The following is a 17,251-nucleotide window of genomic DNA, read 5'->3' as shown; positions in this document are numbered from 1 at the left end:
TTCAATGTACACAGTCATCGGCGGCACCAAGACCCGCGCCTTTCGCGTCATGTGGATGCTCGAAGAACTGGGCCAGCCCTACGATTTGAACCCCGCAGCACCCCGCTCGGACGAGGCGCGCAAATTCAACCCTTCGGGCAAGATCCCCGCGCTTGAGGACGGCCATGAGGTGCTGACCGATTCCGTTGCCATCATGACCTATCTCGCCGACAAACACGGGGCGCTCACCGCCCCCGCCGGCACGCCCGCCCGTGCGCGGCAGGATGCGATGACCTTTTGGCTGATCGATGAGTTTGACGCGGTGCTCTGGGCTGCGGCAAAGCACAGTTTCGTCTTCCCCGAAGAGGCCCGCGTGCCCGCGATCAAGGACAGCCTGAAGGCCGAGTTCGAACGTGCGGCCAGCACCCTGTCCGACCGGCTTGAGGGGCCTTTCCTGATGGGCGATCAGATCACCCTGCCCGACCTTTTGGCGGTGCATTGCATCAACTGGTCGATCGGCGCGAAATTCCCACGGGTGGATGACAAACTGAACCTCTGGGCGAAATCTCTACGCGAACGCCCCGCTTTCGTGGCCGCGATGGCCAAGGAAGACGGTTAACCCCGCGCCCACTCCACAGCATGGCGGCCCGCCCAATGGCCGGTCGCCAGACAGCCGTTGATCAAATAGCCGCCCGTGGGCGCTTCCCAATCCAACATTTCCCCGGCGGCAAAGACGCCCGGCAGCGCAGGCAGCATCAGCCCCGCGTCCAGCGCGTCGAGCGCTATGCCCCCCGCCGTTGATATCGCCTCATCCATCGGTCGCAGCCCGGCGTGGGCGATGGGCAGGTTCTTCAACAAGGCGGCCAGCGCCTCGGCCTCCTGCGGCAACGGGCGCGCCATCTCTTGCAGCAGTGCGATCTGGGCGGGGCTGAGCTTCAGCCGTTTGCGCAGATGGTTGGCCTGACTGTCCTTGCCGCGCGGCTTTGCCAAACGCGCCGCCACCTCGTCGGCCTTGAAGTCCGGCAGCAAATCAAGCGTCAGCCCCTGCCCCTCGCGCAGCCCGCGCGAGACGCTATAGATGCCGCCCCCCTCCAGCCCACGGGCCGAGATCACCGCCTCCCCGCGGGAGCGGTAGAGGCCCGCGCGCCACGCCACCCCTTTTAGCGCTGCGCCGAAATGGCGCGTCATATGCGGGGACCAATCGACCAACAGCCCGACATTGGCCGGGGCGAAATCCTGCAGGTCCACGCCACGCGCCACCAGCAGGGGCGCCCATTCGCCAGTGGCGCCAAGCCGCCGCCAACTCGCCCCGCCAAGGGCCATCACCGTCACATCGGCCTCGACCGCTTCCCGCCCGCCGGGCGTATCAAAGGTGAATGCATCCCCTTCCCAGCCCCGCCAGTGCCAGCGGGTGTTGATCGTCACCCCGCCTTCAGCCAGCCGCGCGAGCCATGCCCGCAGCAGTGGCGAGGCTTTCATTGCACGGGGGAAAACCCGCCCGGTGGAGCCGGTAAAGACCGCTTGCCCCAGCCCTTCGGCCCAGTCCTGCACCGCTTGGGCATCGAAAGCCTCCAGCATCGGGCGCAAGGCAGGCTGCGCTTCTTCATAGGCGGCGAGGAAGGGGGCGAAGGGCTCGGACTTGGTCAGGTTCAACCCGGATTTGCCTGCCATCAAAAACTTGCGCCCGACCGAAGGTTTCGCCTCACAAAGCGTGACCGACAGCCCCGCCTGCGCCATGACCTCTGCCGCCATCAGCCCCGCCGGGCCGCCCCCGATGACCAAGGCGCGGGTCACGCGGCGCGCCCTTGGGTCTGCTTGTCTGACGGGGAAGCCATGGGCCTGTCCTTGCCTTAGGGAGGATTTGACACATCCTCTTGCCTGCCGTGGCCCTGCAATGCAAGCGAAAGGGAAGACCGTGACCCAAGGCGAAACCGTGCCACATTGCCCGCTCTGCCACCGGCCCATCCCTGAGGACGTGCCACAGAGCCTGCATCACCTGATCCCCAAGCTGCGCGGCGGCAAGGGCGGGCCGACGGTGCTGATGCATCACATCTGCCACCGAGAGGTGCACGCCGCCCTGACCGAGACCGAACTGGCGCGGCACTACAACACGCCCGAAGCACTGCGCAGCCATCCGCGGCTGGCCAAATTCGCCGCATGGGTGGCGAAACGCCCGCCCGGCTTCCGCTCCAAAGTGCCGGGCGGCACGCGCAAACGTTAGGCGGGGCCGCACATCCGTTTGATTTCCTGCGCGATGACCGGGCTTGCCGCCACTGTGTCGGCGGCCAGCGCCTGCGCGTGTTCCTGCACCTCCTCCGCCGCAACGATGCGGTCGATCAGGCCAAAAGTCAGCGCCTCTTCCGCCGTGATCTTTTGCCCGCCCATCAGCAAAAGCTTGGTCCGCGCAGGGCCGATCAGCGCCGCCATCCGCGCCGGGTCAGAGGGCTGCGGCAGGAAGCCCAGCTTCATCACCGGATAGAAGAACTTCGCCCCCGGCACCGCAATGCGCAGATCACAGGCCAGCGCCATGCCCATCGCGCCGCCCGCCAAAGTGCCGTTGAGCGCGGCGATGCTCAACCCCGGCAGGGCGGCCACCGCGCCCGACAGACGCTCCCAAACATCCGATTTCGCAAGGCCCGCGCGGGCTTCGTCCAGATCGGCCCCGGCGCTGAACACCTTGCCGCGCCCGGTCAGGATCACCGCGCGGGCGGCCTGCGCCTCTTCCATGATCTCGGCCAATTCGACCAGCATGGCATGGGTCAGGGAATTGGCCTTGTCGGGGCGGTTGATCGTGACGGTCCAGATGTCGCCCGCGCGGTCAAGCTCGATCATATCAGGCCCACCGCCTTGCGGATGCCTTCGTCGCGCAGGGAAATCTCATCGCCCAAGAAACGATCCGCCTCCGGGCCGCACATCCACAGCAGCGCGCGGGCGGGCCAATCGGCGGGGATATGCACGTCCCAATCCAACTGGCTGACCGGGTTCACGCCGCTGTCCTTGATGTCGCGCTGCATGTCGGTGGCCACGGTGCCGGGGGACAGGCCGATGGCGCGGATGCCGTTGCCGCCCTCTTCGTGGTGCAAACACTGGGTCAGCATATTCGCCGCCGCCTTGGACGCGCAGTAGTGGCTCCAAGCCTCCACCGGGTTATGCGCCGCGCCTGAAGAGATCGTCAGCACCGTGCCGCCGCCGTTTTCCTTCATCAAGGGCAGCGCCGCCCGCATGCCGTGGAAGACCCCCGTGACATTGATGTTGATCGCCTTGGCCCAATCCGCGGGATCAGCCTCTCCCATGAGCGAGATCGGGTCGATCACGCCCGCATTGTTGATCAGCACGTCGAGCCCGCCAAAAGCCCGGCGTGTGGTCTCGACCGCCGAGGTCAGCTCGTTATAGCGGGTCACGTCGCAGGGGATGGCTATGGCCTGTTTGCCCAATTCTCCGGCCAATTCGGCGATGGCATCCTGACTGCGCGCCAACAGGGCGACATTGCCGCCCGCCTCGGCGAACACACGCGCGGCGGCGGCGCCGATGCCCCGGCTGGCGCCGGTAATCATGATCGTCTTGCCTGTCACGTCCATGGGGGGATCCTTCCGCTTGTTTTGTACATTGCTTGAGGGCTGTGGTAATCTGCCGATCAACCCGGGTCCAGCCTCGCATCGCTTGACCCTGCGCGGGGATTGGCAGACCCTATGCGTAACTCATTGCCGAAAAGGATTTTCCGATGTCTCGCATTTCCACCGCGTCGCTGTTCCTCGCCCTGCCGGTCACGCTGGCTTCGACGCCCCTCTGGGCCGATCTGACCCCTTCCGACGTCTGGGGCGATTGGCGCCAGTATATGGAGAGCATGGGCTATGAGGTCGAGGCAAGCGAAGCCTTCGACGGCGATGACCTGACCGTCAGCGATGTGACCCTGAAGATGGACATGGCCGAAGAGGGTGGCGATTTCTCCATGTCGCTCGGCACGCTGAGCTTTGAGCCCGAAGGTGACGGGGCGGTCAATATCCGCATGCCCGCCGTCATGCCGATGACGATCAACGTCGCGCCCGAAACGCCCGAGGATGAACCGGTGTCGATGGTGTTGAACTACGCCCAGACCGCGCCGGTGATGCGCGCCAGCGGCAGCGCCGAGGCACTGCAATACGACTATGCCGCCGACAGCATTTCGCTCACGCTGGCCGGGCTCAAAGTGGGCGAGCAAAGCTATACCGAGGAAGAAGCCAAGTTCACTCTGATCGGCACCGGCGTCAGCAGCCGGACCGAGATGACCGGGACCGAGACGCGCCGCTATGACCAATCGGGCCGCATCGACAGCCTGCAATATGACGTGGTGATGAAAACCCCCGAAGACCCGGCCCGTGTCGCCGTCACAGGCGGGGTCGATCAGGTGGTCTTTGACGGCAGCGGCACCTTGCCGATGATCGACGCAGGCGCCGACGTGGCCGCGATGATGCGCGAAGGCCTTGCCTTCGACGGCAGCTTTACCGCTGGCGCGGGCCGCACCGACATGCAGGTTTCCGACCCCGAAAATGGGGAGTTTCAACTGATCTCAAGCTCGACCGGGGCAAAACTCGGCGTGGCCATGGGGCCTGAGGGGCTTTCTTATGACGGCGGCCAGCAGGACATCGAAGTCAGCGTGACCGCCGCCGACATGCCCTTCCCGATCCAGTTCAGCATGGCAGAAAGCGCCTTTAACCTCAAAATGCCGGTATTGAAGTCCGAAGAGCCGCAGGATTTCGCCTTTGGCGTTACGCTCGACCGTTTTGAGATGTCGGACATGATCTGGGGCATCTTCGATCCCACCGGCCAATTGCCCCGCGACCCGGCGACCTTGGTCGTGGACCTGTCGGGCAAGGCCAAACTGCTGTTCGAATTGATGGACCCCGAAGTCACCGCCACCATGGGCGATGAGGCCCCGGGCGAGATTCACGCGCTGAACGTGAACGAAGTGTCGCTGGACGTGGCCGGGGCCGAGTTCGACGCCTCGGGCGCGATCACCTTTGACAATGACGATATGCAAACCGTGCCCGGCATGCCGAAACCCGTGGGCGCGCTGGACCTGTCGCTGATCGGCGGCGTGGCTCTGCTCGACAAATTGGTGGCGATGGGCCTCGTGCCGCAGGAGCAGGCGATGGGCGCGCGGATGATGATGGGCCTCTTCACCGTACCGGGCGAGGGCGAAGACTCCCTGACCTCCAGAATCGAATTCACCGAAGAGGGCGGCATCCTCGCCAACGGTCAGCAGATCAAATAACCGGCGGCGCGGCCCTGCGCCGCGCCTGCCCTATCTGGGAAAATAGAGCCCAGCCCTTGCCCCCCGCGGGGCGGGGGATTACCCCTTTTCCAACCCCAAAAGGAGCCAGACCATGCCAGACGCCCTTGATGCATTGACCAAGTCCCTCCTTCACGCGGCGACCAAAGCCGGGGCGGATGCGGCCGATGCCATGGCGATCACGGCAAGCTCTGTCTCGATCGAAGTGCGCGGCGGGGCGCTGGAACAGGCCGAACGCTCCGAAGGAACGGACATCGGGCTGCGGGTCTTCGTCGGCCAACGCTCGGCCAATGTCTCGGCCTCCGACACCTCATCGCGCACGATCGAAGAGATGGCCGAACGCGCCGTCGCCATGGCCCGAGAAGCGCCCGAAGACCCCTATTCCGGGCTGGCCGATCCCGATCAACTCTCACCCCGCCGCGATGCCGAAGGGCTGGAGCTTTGCGACCCCGCGCCCGAACCCTCCCCCGAAGCCCTGCAAGAGGACGCCGCCCGCGCCGAAGCCGCCGCGCTGGCCGTCAGAGGGGTCAGCCAAGTGCAATCGGCGGGCGCGGGCTATGGCGCGCAAGAGATTTACCTCGCCGCGACAAACGGGTTCGAGGGCGGCTATGCCCGCAGCGAACGCGGGCTGTCCTGTGTCGCCATCGCAGGCAGCGGCACCGGGATGGAGCGGGACTACGACGGCGACAGCCGCATCTTTCAGGCCGATCTGCGCGACGCGCGAGAGATCGGCACACGCGCCGGCGAACGCGCGCTGGCGCGGCTCGACGCCCGCAAGCCCCCCACCGGCAGCTACCCGGTGCTGTTCGACGAACGCATCGCCGCCTCGCTGATCGGGCACCTCTTGGGGGCGATCAACGGTCAGGCGATTGCGCGCGGCGCGTCCTTCCTGCGCGATGCCAAGGGCGAACAGGTGCTGCCCGAAGCCCTGTCCCTGATCGAAGACCCGACCCGCATCCGCGCCACCGGCTCGCGCCCCTTCGACGCCGAAGGGCTGCCGACCCAGCGGCGGGCCATCGTCGAAAAGGGCATCTTACAAGATTGGACGCTCGACCTCGCCACCGCCCGCAAGCTGGAACTCAGCCCCACCGGCAACGCCGCGCGCGGCCCCGGCTCTGGCCCGCAGCCCTCGAACTGGAACATCGCGCTGACCCAAGGCGAGGCCAGCCGCGACGATCTGATTGCCGAGATGGGCACGGGGCTATTGGTGACCTCAATGATCGGCAGCACGATCAACCCCAACACGGGCGACTATTCGCGCGGCGCCTCTGGCCTCTGGGTTGAGAATGGTGAGATCACCCATGCAATCAACGAATGCACCATCGCGGGCAATCTGCGCGACATGCTGCGGGCGATGATCCCCGCCAATGACGCGCGGACGCATCTTAGCCGCGTTGTGCCCTCGCTGCTGGTGCCGGGAATGACCCTTGCCGGTGCCTGAGGACGATCTCACCCTCCTGATCGACGCCGCCCGCAAGGCAGGTGCCGTGGCGCGCGGTTTTGTCGGGGCCACGGCAAAACGTTGGGACAAGCCCGATAACGCAGGCCCGGTGACCGAGGCCGATCTGGCGGTGAACGATCTGCTGCTGTCGGAGTTGCGCGGCGCGCGGCCCGACTATGGTTGGCTGTCTGAGGAGACGGAGGACAATACCGACCGGCTGGGGCATGAGCGGGTCTTTATCATCGACCCGATCGACGGCACCCGCAGTTTCGTCGAAGGGTCTGACACATGGGCGCATTCGCTGGCGGTGGCCGAGGGCGGCGCGGTGACGGCGGCGGTGGTCTATCTGCCGATGCGCGACATGCTCTATGCCGCGCACCGGGGCGGTGGGGCCACGTTGAACGGCGCGCCGATCCGCACCTCCGAGGTAGGCAGGCTGGCCGAGGCGACCGTGCTTGCCGCGCGGCCCGCGCTGGTGGCCGAACGCTGGCACGGCGGCGCGGCACCGGTGTTCAAACGCAGCTACCGTCCTTCGCTCGCCTACCGTATGGCGCTGGTGGCCGATTCTTCTTTCGACGCGATGATCAGCCTGCGCCGCACATGGGAATGGGACATCGCCGCCGGCACGTTGATCGTGGCCGAAGCGGGCGGCAGTTGCACCACCGCCACGGGCGCGCCGCTGAGGTTCAACAACCGCGACCCGCGTGTCGATGGCATCGTGGCGGGTGGCCCCCCGGTGCAGCGCGCGCTGATCGACGCCCTTGCGTGACCGGCCCCATCTGCTAGGCACTATGCGCAGCACCGCAGCTTTGACAGATCAAAGGACAGCTCCATGACCCAACGCCTGCACCTTGTTTTCGGTGGCGAACTTGTCGATCCGACCAAGAACGCGTTCAAGAATGTCGACGACATCCACATCGTCGGGATCTTCCCCAATTACGCCAGCGCCTATGACGCATGGAAATCCGAAGCGCATCGCACCGTCGATAACGCGCATATGCGCTATTACATCGCCCATCTGCACCGCCTGCGCGACGAAGAGACATCGGCCTCGCCCACCGAAGAGCTGGAATAAACCACCATGGCGGCGCGGTCGCTGGGGCTTGCAGCCTATCGCGCCCTCGTGCGCCGGGGCGGGGCCGAAGACGCGCCGCCCTACGCCCCCCGCCCCGAGGGGGAACTGGTCTGGATGCATGCCGCCGAAGCGGGCAACGTGTTGGCCGTGCTCGACCTTGCCAAACGGTTCATGGCGATGCGCGACCGGGCCGCGGTGCTTGTCACCCTCTCGGAAAGCGCGGCGGCCCAAGAGCTGCCCACGCCCGAGACGCGCGACCTGTTCATCCTCCCCGCCCCGAGCGAGCATCCCGACAATGTGGCCCGGTTCCTTGACCATTGGCGCCCCGATTTCTGCCTGTGGACATGGGGCGGGCTGAGGCCCAACCTCGTGTTGGAGACCGCAGGGCGCGGCTGCCCCATGATGATGATCGACGCCGACAGCGCCGGTTTCGATGGCCGCCGGGACCGTTGGCTGCCCGATGTGACGCGGCAGTTGCTGGCGGCCTTCGAACAGGTGTTGACCCGTTCCCCCGCCGTGCTGCGCCGTCTCGTGCAACTGGGCCTGCCGCGCAACAAGGGGCAGGTGACCTCGCCGCTGTTGGCAGGCGGTCAGGCGCTGCGCTGCGCGGAATCGGATTTGGCGGATATGTCGGCCTGCCTTGTCGGGCGTCCGGTCTGGTATGCGACGCAGGTTTTGACCGAAGAGATACCTGTCGTGCTCACCGCCCATCGCCAAGCGCTGCGCCTCTCGCATCGGTTGCTGCTTATCCTGCACACCCATGATTACCCGACCGCCGATATCGCCTATGAGCGCGCCCGCGCGCGGGGGTTCACCACGATGCGGTGGGGCGATGACCCCTACCCCGATGAGACGACGCAGGTCATGGTGGCAGACGATCCGGGCGACCGGGGGCTGTTCTTTCGGGTGGCGCCGGTGTCTTTCCTCGGGTCTTCGCTGGTCTCGGGCCACGGCGGCTGCGATCCGTTCGAGGCTGCGGCGCTTGGCTCAGCGGTCCTCTACGGCCCCAAGGTGCGCAATTTCCTGCCCTCCTATGGGCGGCTCGCCACGGCGGGGGCGGCGCGGATCGTGAATGACGCAGGCGCGCTCGGCAATGCAGTGTCGCGCTTGATCGCCCCGGATCAGGCCGCCACCATGGCCCATGCGGGCTGGGACGTGATCAGCGAAGGGGCCGAACTGGCCGATAGGGTGATTGAGATGGTGCAAGACCGGCTCGACGAAGAAATGGGAGCATCCGATGCGCGCGCCTGATTTCTGGCATCTGCCCCGCCCCGACTGGCGCGCACGGCTGTTGCAACCGCTGGGCGCGCTCTATGCCACGGCCACCGCGCGGCGGCTGGCGGGCGGCACGCCGCTGCGGTTGGGGGTGCCGGTGATCTGCGTCGGCAATATCAACGCGGGCGGCACCGGCAAAACGCCCACGGTGATGGCGGTGCTGCAATATTTGCTGGAGTGCGGCCATCGCCCGCATGTCGTCTCACGCGGCTATGGCGGCACGCTAGAGGGGCCAGTGCGGGTCGACCCCCTGCAGCACAGCGCCGAGGAGGTCGGGGACGAGCCACTGCTGCTCGCCGCCTTTGCGGATGTCTGGGTCGCCCGGGATCGCGCAACGGGTGCGCAGGCCGCCGAAGCTGCGGGGGCCACGGTGGTGGTGCTGGATGACGGTTTTCAGAACCCCGCGCTGGTGCAGGATCTGAGCATCGTCGTGGTAGATGCGGTCAAAGGGTTCGGCAACGGCCTCTGCCTGCCCGCCGGGCCGTTGCGTGAGCCTGTCGCGGCGGGGCTGGCGCGGGCCGATCTCTTGCTCTCTATCGGGGATGAGGCGGCCCAAGCGCGCTTTGCGAAACGACTGCCCAAGACAGACCTGCCCCATGCGCGCGCCGAACTCGCCCCGCTGCAAACCGGAATGGATTGGTCGGATTCCCAAGTGCTCGCCTTTGCAGGCATCGGCCATCCTGAGAAGTTTTTCGCCACGCTGCGCGGGCTGGGGGCGACGATCCTTCATGCCGAGTCGTTGGAGGATCACCAGCCACTGACGCCACGACTGATGCTGCGGCTAGAGACCGAGGCCGCGATGCGCGGGGCGCAGCTCGTCACTACCGAGAAAGACGCGGTACGCCTGCCGATGGAGTTCCGCGCCAAAGTGCTGACCCTGCCGGTGCGCCTGTCCCTGCCCGAAGGCAACGCGCTGCACACAGCGCTGGGCAGGCTGCCACCGCCCTAGGCCTTGTTGTCCTCGCCCAGTTTCGGCGCGGGCCGGTGCAGCGAAAGCTCGGCCCCCGAAAAGGTGAAGGGTGACCGCAGCCCCGGCACCCCGTCGAGTTCGATCTGCATGCCCCGCGCCACGACCTGCGGATCGGCCATGACATCGGCCATGTCATTGATCGGCCCGGCAGGCACGCCATGTGCTTCGCAAGCGGCCAAAAGGTCGTCACGGCTGCGCAGACGGGTCGCCCCGGTCAGGCGGCGGATCATCTCGGGCCGGTTGGCGACCCGGTCGGCGTTCTTGAGGTACTCCGGCGCGGTGGCCATGTCATCCAGCCCCAGCAACTGACACAGGCGTTGGTACTGCCCGTCATTGCCCGTGGCGATGATGAGATGACCATCGTAACACTCAAACACCTCATAGGGCGTCAGGTTGGGATGGGCATTGCCCATCCGCGTCGGCGCCTTGCCGGTGGTCAGATAATTCATCGCCTGATTGCCGGTGATCGCCACGGCGCAATCAAGCAGGGCCATGTCGATATGCTGGCCCACGCCGGTTTGGTGGCGCTGGTGAACGGCGGCCAGAATCGCGGTGCTGGCATAGACCCCGGTAAAGATATCGGTGATCGCCATGCCGGATTTCTGCGGCTGGCCGTCCGGCTCTCCGGTGATCGACATCAGGCCGGACATGCCTTGGATGATGAAATCATAACCCGCGCGATGGGCATAAGGCCCGGTATGGCCGAACCCCGTGATCGAACAATAGATCAGTTTCGGGAACTGCGCAGACAGGCTGGCATAGTCCAACCCGTATTTCGCCAATCCCCCGGTCTTGAAATTTTCGATCAGGATATCCGCATCGGCCAAAAGCTCTTTGACCTGCGCCTGACCTTCCTCAGTGCGAAAATCCACGGTGACCGAGGCTTTGCCCCGGTTGGTCGAGTGGAAATAGGAAGCGGTGACATCCTCGTCCCGGGTGACGAAGGGTGGCCCCCATTGGCGGGTGTCATCCCCCGCCGGGCTTTCCACTTTGATCACCTCGCATCCGAGGTCCGACAGTGTCTGACCGGCCCAAGGGCCAGCCAGAACACGCGCCAATTCGACGACTTTCAGTCCTGCAAGCGGTGCGGTCATTAGCCAGCCAGCGCTTCGTCGAGGATTTCCTTCATGTCGGCATAGGACATGTTCGAATGTTTCTTGCCGTCGATGACAAAGCTCGGCGTGCTTGAGATGTCATCCTCTTTGGCGTTTGCGGTGTACCATGCCACCAGCGCCTCGGCCTTTTCGCCGTCTTTCAGACATTCATCCAGCGTCTTGTTATCGAGCCCGGCCAGACGGCCAATCTTGCGCAGCTCATCGACGATGGCGGCAGGCTCGCCCGCGCGGGTCCATTCGCTTTGCGATTTGTAGATCAAGTCAGCGATGCCAAAGAACTTTTCCTGACCGCCGCAGCGCGCCACCATGGAGGCCCAGAGACCGTAGCGGTCGAAATAGACTTCGCGGTAGATGAACTTGACCTTGCCGCTGTCGATGTAATCGGCCTTCAGCTTTTTGAAGGTCTCGTTGTGGAAGGTCGCGCAATGCGGGCAGGTGAAAGAGGCGTATTCGACAACCGTCACCGGCGCGTTCTCATCACCCAAGACCATCTCTGTGATGCCGGAGGTGTCGACTTCGCCCTCGGTCGTTTGCGCGTTCGCAGCGCCGACGAAGGGGGTCAGCGCAGTGCTGCCCAGGGGGGCCGAGCCAAAGCTGCTGGCGGCGAACCAGCCGCCGACGCCGAGGGAGGCAAGACCGCCAAGGATTACGTTTCTGCGATTCATAGGATGTTCCTTCCGTTTGACCAGCTATCAGATCGTCAGCTTTGGTTCTTGTTCAATATGTTCTCGCCCAGACGTGCAAGGGCCTCGCGCAGCCCCTCATCGGCCACCGGCTTGGCGGCCTCGGCTGCTTTTTGTTGCAACGCGGGGTTGGGGCGGGGCTTCTCGCCCTTGGGCTTGTGATCGAAAGCGACGCGCCCTTCGGCAAATCCGGTTGCCGCTGTCTGGGTGATCCGCACCCGCGCGATGGCGTTATAGCCGTAGACCGCGTTTACCCGCGCGCGCAGTTGCTCTTTCTGCATTTCCAGCATGGGCGCATTGGCCCCGGTGGTCAGCAGGGTCAGGGTGGCGCCGATGCCTTCCCTGCGGCCATAGCTCACCTCGACCGGGCGCGAGATGGCGGCGGTTGCCTCGCCCGCGATCTCGGCCCAATGGGTCAGCAGACGCGATTGCGCAAAGCCGCGCGTCTCGCTCGCCTTGCGGATCTGTTGCGACAGCAGGCTGTTGGTGCGTTTGAACCCTTTTGTAGTCGTACGACGTGGCGGCATGGCTTTGTTTCCCGAATGTGCTGACATACATAACCATTTGCCCCAGCGTCACCAGCCCCTGCCCCGTCGAAAGGCCTAAACATTGCGTGAGAAAACCCGCGTCAGCGAGCTGCCGCCGATCCTGCTAGAGTGGTACGACACCCATGCCCGTGCCCTGCCATGGCGGGTGCCGCCGCAGGACCGGATCGCCGGGGTCATGCCCGACCCCTACCGCATCTGGCTGAGCGAGGTCATGTTGCAGCAGACCACCGTGGCCACGGTAAAGGATTACTTCGCGCGGTTCACCACCCGCTGGCCGGATGTCGCCGCCCTCGCCGCTGCCGAGGATGCCGATGTGATGGCCGAATGGGCCGGGCTTGGCTATTACGCGCGCGCCCGCAACCTGCTGAAATGCGCGCGGGTGGTGGTGGATGAGCATGGCGGCAATTTCCCCGCGGATCACGACGCGCTGCTGAAACTGCCGGGGATCGGGCCCTATACGGCGGCGGCGATTGCCTCCATCGCCTTCGATCTGCCCCATGCGGTGCTCGACGGCAATGTGGAGCGGGTGATGGCGCGGGTCTATGACATCCACACGCCCCTGCCCGCCGCCAAGCCCGAGCTGATGGCCCGCGCCGCCGCCCTGACCCCGGCGGCCCGGCCCGGCGACTATGCCCAAGCGGTGATGGATCTGGGCGCCACGATCTGCACCCCGAAATCCCCCGCCTGCGGCATCTGCCCTTGGCGCGATCCCTGCGCCGCGCGGGCGGAAGGCACGGCAGCGCTCTTGCCCAAGAAGACGCCGAAGAAACCGAAACCCATCCGTCACGGCACGGTCTATCTGGCAGAGCGCGAGGATGGCGCATGGCTACTAGAGACGCGGCCCGAGAAGGGGCTGCTTGGCGGCATGCTCGGCTGGCCCGGCTCCGACTGGGTCGACACGTCCGAGCCGCGCCTGGAAGGCACACCGCCCTTGGCCGCCGATTGGCGCGCCCTGCCCGGCGAGGTGCGCCACACCTTCACCCATTTCCATCTGATGTTGACGGTGCAGCACGCGCGGGTCGGCCATGACAGCCGTCCCGAAAGCGGTGAATTCATCGGCCAGAACCAGTTCCGCCCCAGCGATCTGCCCACCGTCATGCGCAAAGCCTTCGACCTCGCGCGCTAGCGCCGCGTCAGGCTTTGTGCATCGGGCAAACTGCGGTATATCTGGCGCGCAACTATGAGGTGCCCCATGGCCAACCGCATCATCGCCGCCCAAGACCTCGCCCGTCTGTCGCGCGCCCTGCCTTTCTGGATGTCCCTGCTGCTGATCCCGCTGGCGTGGCTCTGTGCGGCGCAGGGCGGCTGGACCATCGCGCTGCTGCCGCTGGTGACATGGTATCTGTTTTCGATGCTCGACGCGGTGCTGGGGCTGAACCTCGACAATGCCGATCTGGAGGCGACGGAGGATGACCTTTATTGGTACCGCCTTGTCACCCTGCTCTGGACCCCGCTGCAATTCCTCACCGTCTTTGGCCTGATCTACTACGCCACACGCGCCGGGCATCTGGACACGGCAGAGCGGATCTTTCTGTTCTTCGGCGTGGGCGTCATCACCGGCACCATCGGGATCAACTACAGCCATGAGCTGATGCACCAGCGGAACAAGACCGAACGGCGGCTGGCGGATATCCTGCTGGCCATGGTGCTTTATTCGCATTTCCGGTCTGAGCATCTATTGGTGCACCACCGCCATGTCGGCACCCCGCGCGACACGGTGACGGCGCGCTACAACGAAGGGTTTCATCGCTTCTACCCCCGCGTACTGCGCGAGTCGCTGACCTCGGCCTTTCAAGCGGAAAAGAACATGCTGGCCCGCAAGGGGCTGCCTTGGACCGATCCGGGCAATCCCTTTTTCAAATACTGGGCGCTGCAAGCCACCTTTTTGCTGCTGGCGCTGATCTTGGGCGGTTGGAGCGGGCTGGGCCTGTTCCTTGTCCAAGCCGGGGTGGCGATCTGGCAATTGGAACTGGTCAATTACATCGAACACTACGGGCTGACGCGCAAACATCTGGGCGGCGGGAAATATGAACATGTCCAGCCACGCCATTCGTGGAACGCGGCGCATAAGGCCAGCAACTGGCTGCTGATCAACCTGCAACGCCATTCCGATCACCACTACAAACCCGACCGGCGTTTTCCGGTCTTGCAGACCTACGGCACGGGCGATGCGCCGCAGCTTCCCTATGGCTATCCGGTGATGACCATGGCCGCCATGGTGCCGCCGCTGTGGCGGCGCGTCATGAACCCGCGGGTGCGCAAATGGCGCGAGATGTATTACCCCGAGATTACCGATTGGAAAGCCTACAACAAGGCGAGCAATCCCCTGCCCCGTCTCTGATCACGGCAACGCAAAGTTAAACTTTGCCTGCCAGAAAAGCTGCGATTGTTACCAGTGGAGTGGTATTGATGCAACACCAACAAACGCCCGCGCGGGCGGCCTATGATGGCACCTGTCTGATCGTCGAAGACAGTGAGTTTGACCGAGAAAGACTGCGCCGCGTTCTGGCCCGCGCCTATGGCGGGATGCGGGTCGAATTCGCCCCCAGCATCGAAGCGGCACGCCGGGCGCTCAGCGCCGGGGACAAGGCGCTGATCCTGCTCGACAACAACTTGCCCGATGGGCTGGGCGCGAATTTCGCGCTGGAACTGGCCTGTGATCATCGCCACGCCCAAACCCCCGTCATCATGCTCAGCGATTGGCCCTCTCCGGTCATGTGGGAGAAAGCCGCCTCTGCCGGGGTGCTTTATGTGGTGAATAAATGCGATTTCGATGCCAGCTACCTTGCCGCTGCGCTGCGCGCGCTTCAGGGCCGCAACCGGCAGATGCATTAGGCCAGCCTCACACGAAAATCAGAACCAAAAAAACCCCGCCATCGGGCGGGGTCAAGGTAGGCACCCGTGTGCATGCCCCTCACGCAGAGGGGCCACGGGTGCCGGCGGTGTTCGATTATTCGGGGTGGATCAGTTCGCCATCTCGGCTCTGATCTGCTGACGCAGAATGTCGATGGGGACATTCTTGCCGTCTTTCTTGTAGCACCAATAGGTCCAACCGTTGCAGCTGGGTGCTTTCTCATAGGCCGCGCCCACCTGATGGATCGACCCTTTGACATCGCTGCCGATGAGGGTGCCATCGGCACGGACCTTGGCCTTGTGGCGGCCATTCATGGAATAGAGGTTCTCGCCCGGGCGCAGCATGCCACGCTCGACCAATTGGCCGAAAGGCACACGCGGCTCGGCGCGTTTGGAGGTGGTGGTTTGCAGCGCTTCGTTGTCGAATTTGCGCACCATCGAGATCCGCTTTTCGGCCACCTTGCGATAGGCTTCCTCGCGCTCGATCCCGATGAAATCGCGGCCCAGCATCTTGGCCACAGCGCCGGTGGTGCCGGTGCCGAAGAACGGGTCGAGGATCACGTCGCCGGGGTTGGTCGAGCCGACAAGGATGCGGTGCAGCAGGCTTTCTGGCTTTTGCGTCGGATGCGCTTTGTCGCCCGCCTCATCCTTCAGCCGCTCATGGCCGGTGCAGATCGGCAGCACCCAATCGCTGCGCATCTGGATGCCTTCGTTCAGCGCCTTCAGCGCCTCATAGTTAAAGGTGTATTTGCTGTTCTCGCTCTTCCCGGCCCAGATCATCGTCTCATGGGCATTGGTGAAACGCTTGCCACGGAAGTTCGGCATTGGGTTGGACTTGCGCCAGACCACGTCGTTAAGGATCCAGAAGCCTTGATCCTGAAGCGCGGCACCGACGCGGAAGATGTTGTGGTAGCTGCCGATCACCCAGATTGCGCCATCGGGCTTGAGCAGACGCCGCGCGGCTTTGAGCCATGCGCGGGTGAATTCGTCATAGGCTTTGAAGCTGGCGAATTGGTCCCATTCGTCATCAACTGCATCGACCTTGGAGTTGTCGGGGCGATGCAAATCACCTCGCAACTGCAAGTTGTAGGGCGGATCCGCGAAGATCAGATCCACCGATTCTGCTGGGAGGGCGTTCATTGCCTCAATGCAATCGCCCGCAACAATAGTGTTCAAGGGAAGCGCCGCGGCGCCCTTTGTCATCGTTTTCATATCTCTGCCTCATTACCCGGCGCTTAAGCGCTCATTGGTTGTGGATAAAATGAGCCATCAGAGAATCGCGGTCAATTTCTTTTTTGAATCAATCGGTTAACAAATTGGCTTGATACAAGATATTGTGTACCGGTTTGAACAAACGTCTATGGTGTGGGGTGACACCAAGATCCTGCAGGGCGGCGATGTGGCTTTTCGAGCCATAGCCCATATTGGTTTCCCAGCCGTAACCCGGATGCTGTTGCGCCAAATCCACCATAAGGTTATCGCGCACGGTTTTCGCAACAATAGAAGCCGCTGAGATCGACAGACAGCGCGCATCGCCCTTCACCACAGGTTGCGCGGGCAGCGCCAAATCACGCGGAAGCATATTGCCGTCGATCAGCGCATAATCCGCTTTGCAGGCCAATCCGGCCAAGGCGCGGGTCATGGCCAGATGGCTGGCACGCAAGATGTTGTGTTCCTCGATCTCTTCGACCGTGGCATGCGCCACGCAGACCACGGCGACCGACATGATCTCTTCATAAAGCTTTTCACGGGCGCGGGCGGTCAGTTTCTTGGAATCTTTCAGCCCCTGAGGGATCTGCCCTTCGGCAAAGACCACGGCAGCGGCGGTGACCGGCCCAGCCAAGGGGCCACGGCCCACTTCGTCCACACCGGCGATGGTGCGAAAGCCGCGGGCAGCCGCCCCGCGTTCAAGTTCATAGTCAGGTATCATGGGGCTGGTGAAACCGCATGCGCCCCTAAGGTGCAACAAAAAAGAGAAAGGGGAGGCGCCCGAACACCCCCCCTTTCAAAACCCGAGCGACAGGGACGTGCCGCTCGGTCAAG

19 protein-coding genes are annotated in these 17,251 nt (G+C 64.3%); 11 read left to right on the top strand and 8 right to left on the bottom strand.

The genetic code is table 11. From position 1 onward, the window contains the following. Positions 1-4: 4 nt before the first annotated feature. Entirely contained in the window at positions 5-598 is a 594-nt protein-coding gene (locus ACGYLX_RS11890) for a glutathione S-transferase family protein (protein ID WP_394449664.1), read from the top strand. On the opposite strand, the gene ACGYLX_RS11885 is transcribed toward ACGYLX_RS11890, so the two are convergent. Continuing rightward, the gene (locus ACGYLX_RS11885; protein ID WP_394449662.1) at positions 595-1,773 is read right to left on the bottom strand and encodes a TIGR03862 family flavoprotein; all 1,179 of its coding nucleotides are present in this window, start codon (positions 1,771-1,773) and stop codon (positions 595-597) included. The two genes, ACGYLX_RS11890 and ACGYLX_RS11885, sit on opposite strands and share 4 nt — an antisense overlap. A 121-nt stretch (positions 1,774-1,894) precedes the next feature. Here ACGYLX_RS11885 and ACGYLX_RS11880 point away from each other — a divergent pair, with 121 nt between their 5' ends. Continuing rightward, on the top strand, positions 1,895-2,200 hold the full coding sequence (locus ACGYLX_RS11880; RefSeq protein ID WP_231886283.1) for an HNH endonuclease: 306 nt from the start codon (positions 1,895-1,897) through the stop codon (positions 2,198-2,200). On the opposite strand, the gene ACGYLX_RS11875 is transcribed toward ACGYLX_RS11880, so the two are convergent. Together ACGYLX_RS11875 and ACGYLX_RS11870 are read right to left on the bottom strand one after the other, a co-directional pair. Further along, positions 2,197-2,811 carry an enoyl-CoA hydratase/isomerase family protein gene (locus ACGYLX_RS11875; protein WP_394449660.1) on the bottom strand — a complete coding sequence of 205 codons (615 nt, stop codon included), beginning with the start codon at positions 2,809-2,811 and terminating at the stop codon, positions 2,197-2,199. The two genes, ACGYLX_RS11880 and ACGYLX_RS11875, sit on opposite strands and share 4 nt — an antisense overlap. Continuing rightward, positions 2,808-3,557: an SDR family oxidoreductase gene (locus ACGYLX_RS11870; protein ID WP_394449658.1), complete on the bottom strand. Its 750-nt coding sequence runs from the start codon at positions 3,555-3,557 to the stop codon at positions 2,808-2,810. The genes ACGYLX_RS11875 and ACGYLX_RS11870 overlap by 4 nt, the downstream gene beginning before the upstream one ends. Before the next feature lie 143 nt (positions 3,558-3,700). Here ACGYLX_RS11870 and ACGYLX_RS11865 point away from each other — a divergent pair, with 143 nt between their 5' ends. The 6 genes from ACGYLX_RS11865 to lpxK all read left to right on the top strand — a co-directional run bounded on the left by ACGYLX_RS11865 (position 3,701) and on the right by lpxK (position 9,988). Then, positions 3,701-5,230, top strand: coding sequence for a DUF2125 domain-containing protein (locus ACGYLX_RS11865; RefSeq protein WP_394449656.1), 1,530 nt, complete (start codon positions 3,701-3,703; stop codon positions 5,228-5,230). 112 nt (positions 5,231-5,342) lie between these two features. Further along, positions 5,343-6,689, top strand: coding sequence for a TldD/PmbA family protein (locus ACGYLX_RS11860; RefSeq protein ID WP_394449654.1), 1,347 nt, complete (start codon positions 5,343-5,345; stop codon positions 6,687-6,689). Next, complete coding sequence (locus ACGYLX_RS11855) at positions 6,682-7,458, top strand: 3'(2'),5'-bisphosphate nucleotidase CysQ (RefSeq protein WP_394449802.1); 777 nt, start codon at positions 6,682-6,684, stop codon at positions 7,456-7,458. The genes ACGYLX_RS11860 and ACGYLX_RS11855 overlap by 8 nt, the downstream gene beginning before the upstream one ends. Positions 7,459-7,521: 63 nt before the next feature. Then, the gene (locus ACGYLX_RS11850) at positions 7,522-7,764 is read left to right on the top strand and encodes a DUF4170 domain-containing protein (RefSeq protein ID WP_067262181.1); all 243 of its coding nucleotides are present in this window, start codon (positions 7,522-7,524) and stop codon (positions 7,762-7,764) included. A 6-nt stretch (positions 7,765-7,770) separates the two neighbouring features. Further along, the gene (locus ACGYLX_RS11845) at positions 7,771-9,015 is read left to right on the top strand and encodes a 3-deoxy-D-manno-octulosonic acid transferase (protein WP_394449652.1); all 1,245 of its coding nucleotides are present in this window, start codon (positions 7,771-7,773) and stop codon (positions 9,013-9,015) included. Continuing rightward, positions 9,002-9,988, top strand: a complete 987-nt coding sequence (lpxK, locus tag ACGYLX_RS11840; RefSeq protein WP_394449650.1) for a tetraacyldisaccharide 4'-kinase — start codon at positions 9,002-9,004, stop codon at positions 9,986-9,988. The genes ACGYLX_RS11845 and lpxK overlap by 14 nt, the downstream gene beginning before the upstream one ends. On the opposite strand, the gene ACGYLX_RS11835 is transcribed toward lpxK, so the two are convergent. The 3 genes from ACGYLX_RS11835 to ACGYLX_RS11825 are packed head-to-tail and all read right to left on the bottom strand — an operon-like array spanning position 9,985 to position 12,334. Beyond that, positions 9,985-11,103, bottom strand: a complete 1,119-nt coding sequence (locus tag ACGYLX_RS11835; RefSeq protein WP_394449648.1) for a CaiB/BaiF CoA transferase family protein — start codon at positions 11,101-11,103, stop codon at positions 9,985-9,987. The two genes, lpxK and ACGYLX_RS11835, sit on opposite strands and share 4 nt — an antisense overlap. Next, a complete protein-coding gene (locus ACGYLX_RS11830) occupies positions 11,103-11,789 on the bottom strand; it encodes a DsbA family protein (RefSeq protein WP_394449646.1) in 687 nt (228 codons plus the stop codon). Before ACGYLX_RS11830 ends, ACGYLX_RS11835 begins: the two co-directional genes overlap by 1 nt. Positions 11,790-11,824: 35 nt before the next feature. Continuing rightward, on the bottom strand, positions 11,825-12,334 hold the full coding sequence (locus ACGYLX_RS11825; RefSeq protein WP_394449644.1) for a DUF721 domain-containing protein: 510 nt from the start codon (positions 12,332-12,334) through the stop codon (positions 11,825-11,827). Positions 12,335-12,416: 82 nt separating this feature from the next. On the opposite strand from ACGYLX_RS11825, the gene mutY reads away from it, so the two are divergent. The 3 genes from mutY to ACGYLX_RS11810 all read left to right on the top strand — a co-directional run bounded on the left by mutY (position 12,417) and on the right by ACGYLX_RS11810 (position 15,190). After that, on the top strand, positions 12,417-13,481 hold the full coding sequence (mutY, locus tag ACGYLX_RS11820; RefSeq protein ID WP_394449642.1) for an A/G-specific adenine glycosylase: 1,065 nt from the start codon (positions 12,417-12,419) through the stop codon (positions 13,479-13,481). Between the two features lie 66 nt (positions 13,482-13,547). Then, the gene (locus ACGYLX_RS11815; protein ID WP_394449640.1) at positions 13,548-14,696 is read left to right on the top strand and encodes an alkane 1-monooxygenase; all 1,149 of its coding nucleotides are present in this window, start codon (positions 13,548-13,550) and stop codon (positions 14,694-14,696) included. Positions 14,697-14,764: 68 nt separating this feature from the next. Further along, entirely contained in the window at positions 14,765-15,190 is a 426-nt protein-coding gene (locus ACGYLX_RS11810) for a response regulator (RefSeq protein WP_394409729.1), read from the top strand. Positions 15,191-15,319: 129 nt separating this feature from the next. Here ACGYLX_RS11810 and ACGYLX_RS11805 read toward each other — a convergent pair whose 3' ends face one another. Beyond that, positions 15,320-16,420 carry a site-specific DNA-methyltransferase gene (locus ACGYLX_RS11805; RefSeq protein ID WP_394449639.1) on the bottom strand — a complete coding sequence of 367 codons (1,101 nt, stop codon included), beginning with the start codon at positions 16,418-16,420 and terminating at the stop codon, positions 15,320-15,322. An 88-nt stretch (positions 16,421-16,508) separates the two neighbouring features. Beyond that, a complete protein-coding gene (locus tag ACGYLX_RS11800; protein WP_394449637.1) occupies positions 16,509-17,138 on the bottom strand; it encodes a ribonuclease HII in 630 nt (209 codons plus the stop codon). Between the last annotated feature and the right edge of the window lie 113 nt (positions 17,139-17,251).

The sequence above is a fragment of the Sulfitobacter sp. 1A13496 genome, from assembly GCF_043557225.1.
GTDB lineage: Bacteria > Pseudomonadota > Alphaproteobacteria > Rhodobacterales > Rhodobacteraceae > Sulfitobacter > Sulfitobacter faviae.
The sequence above is the reverse complement of the archived record's forward strand: the minus strand, read 5'-3'. Positions and strand labels throughout refer to the sequence as shown.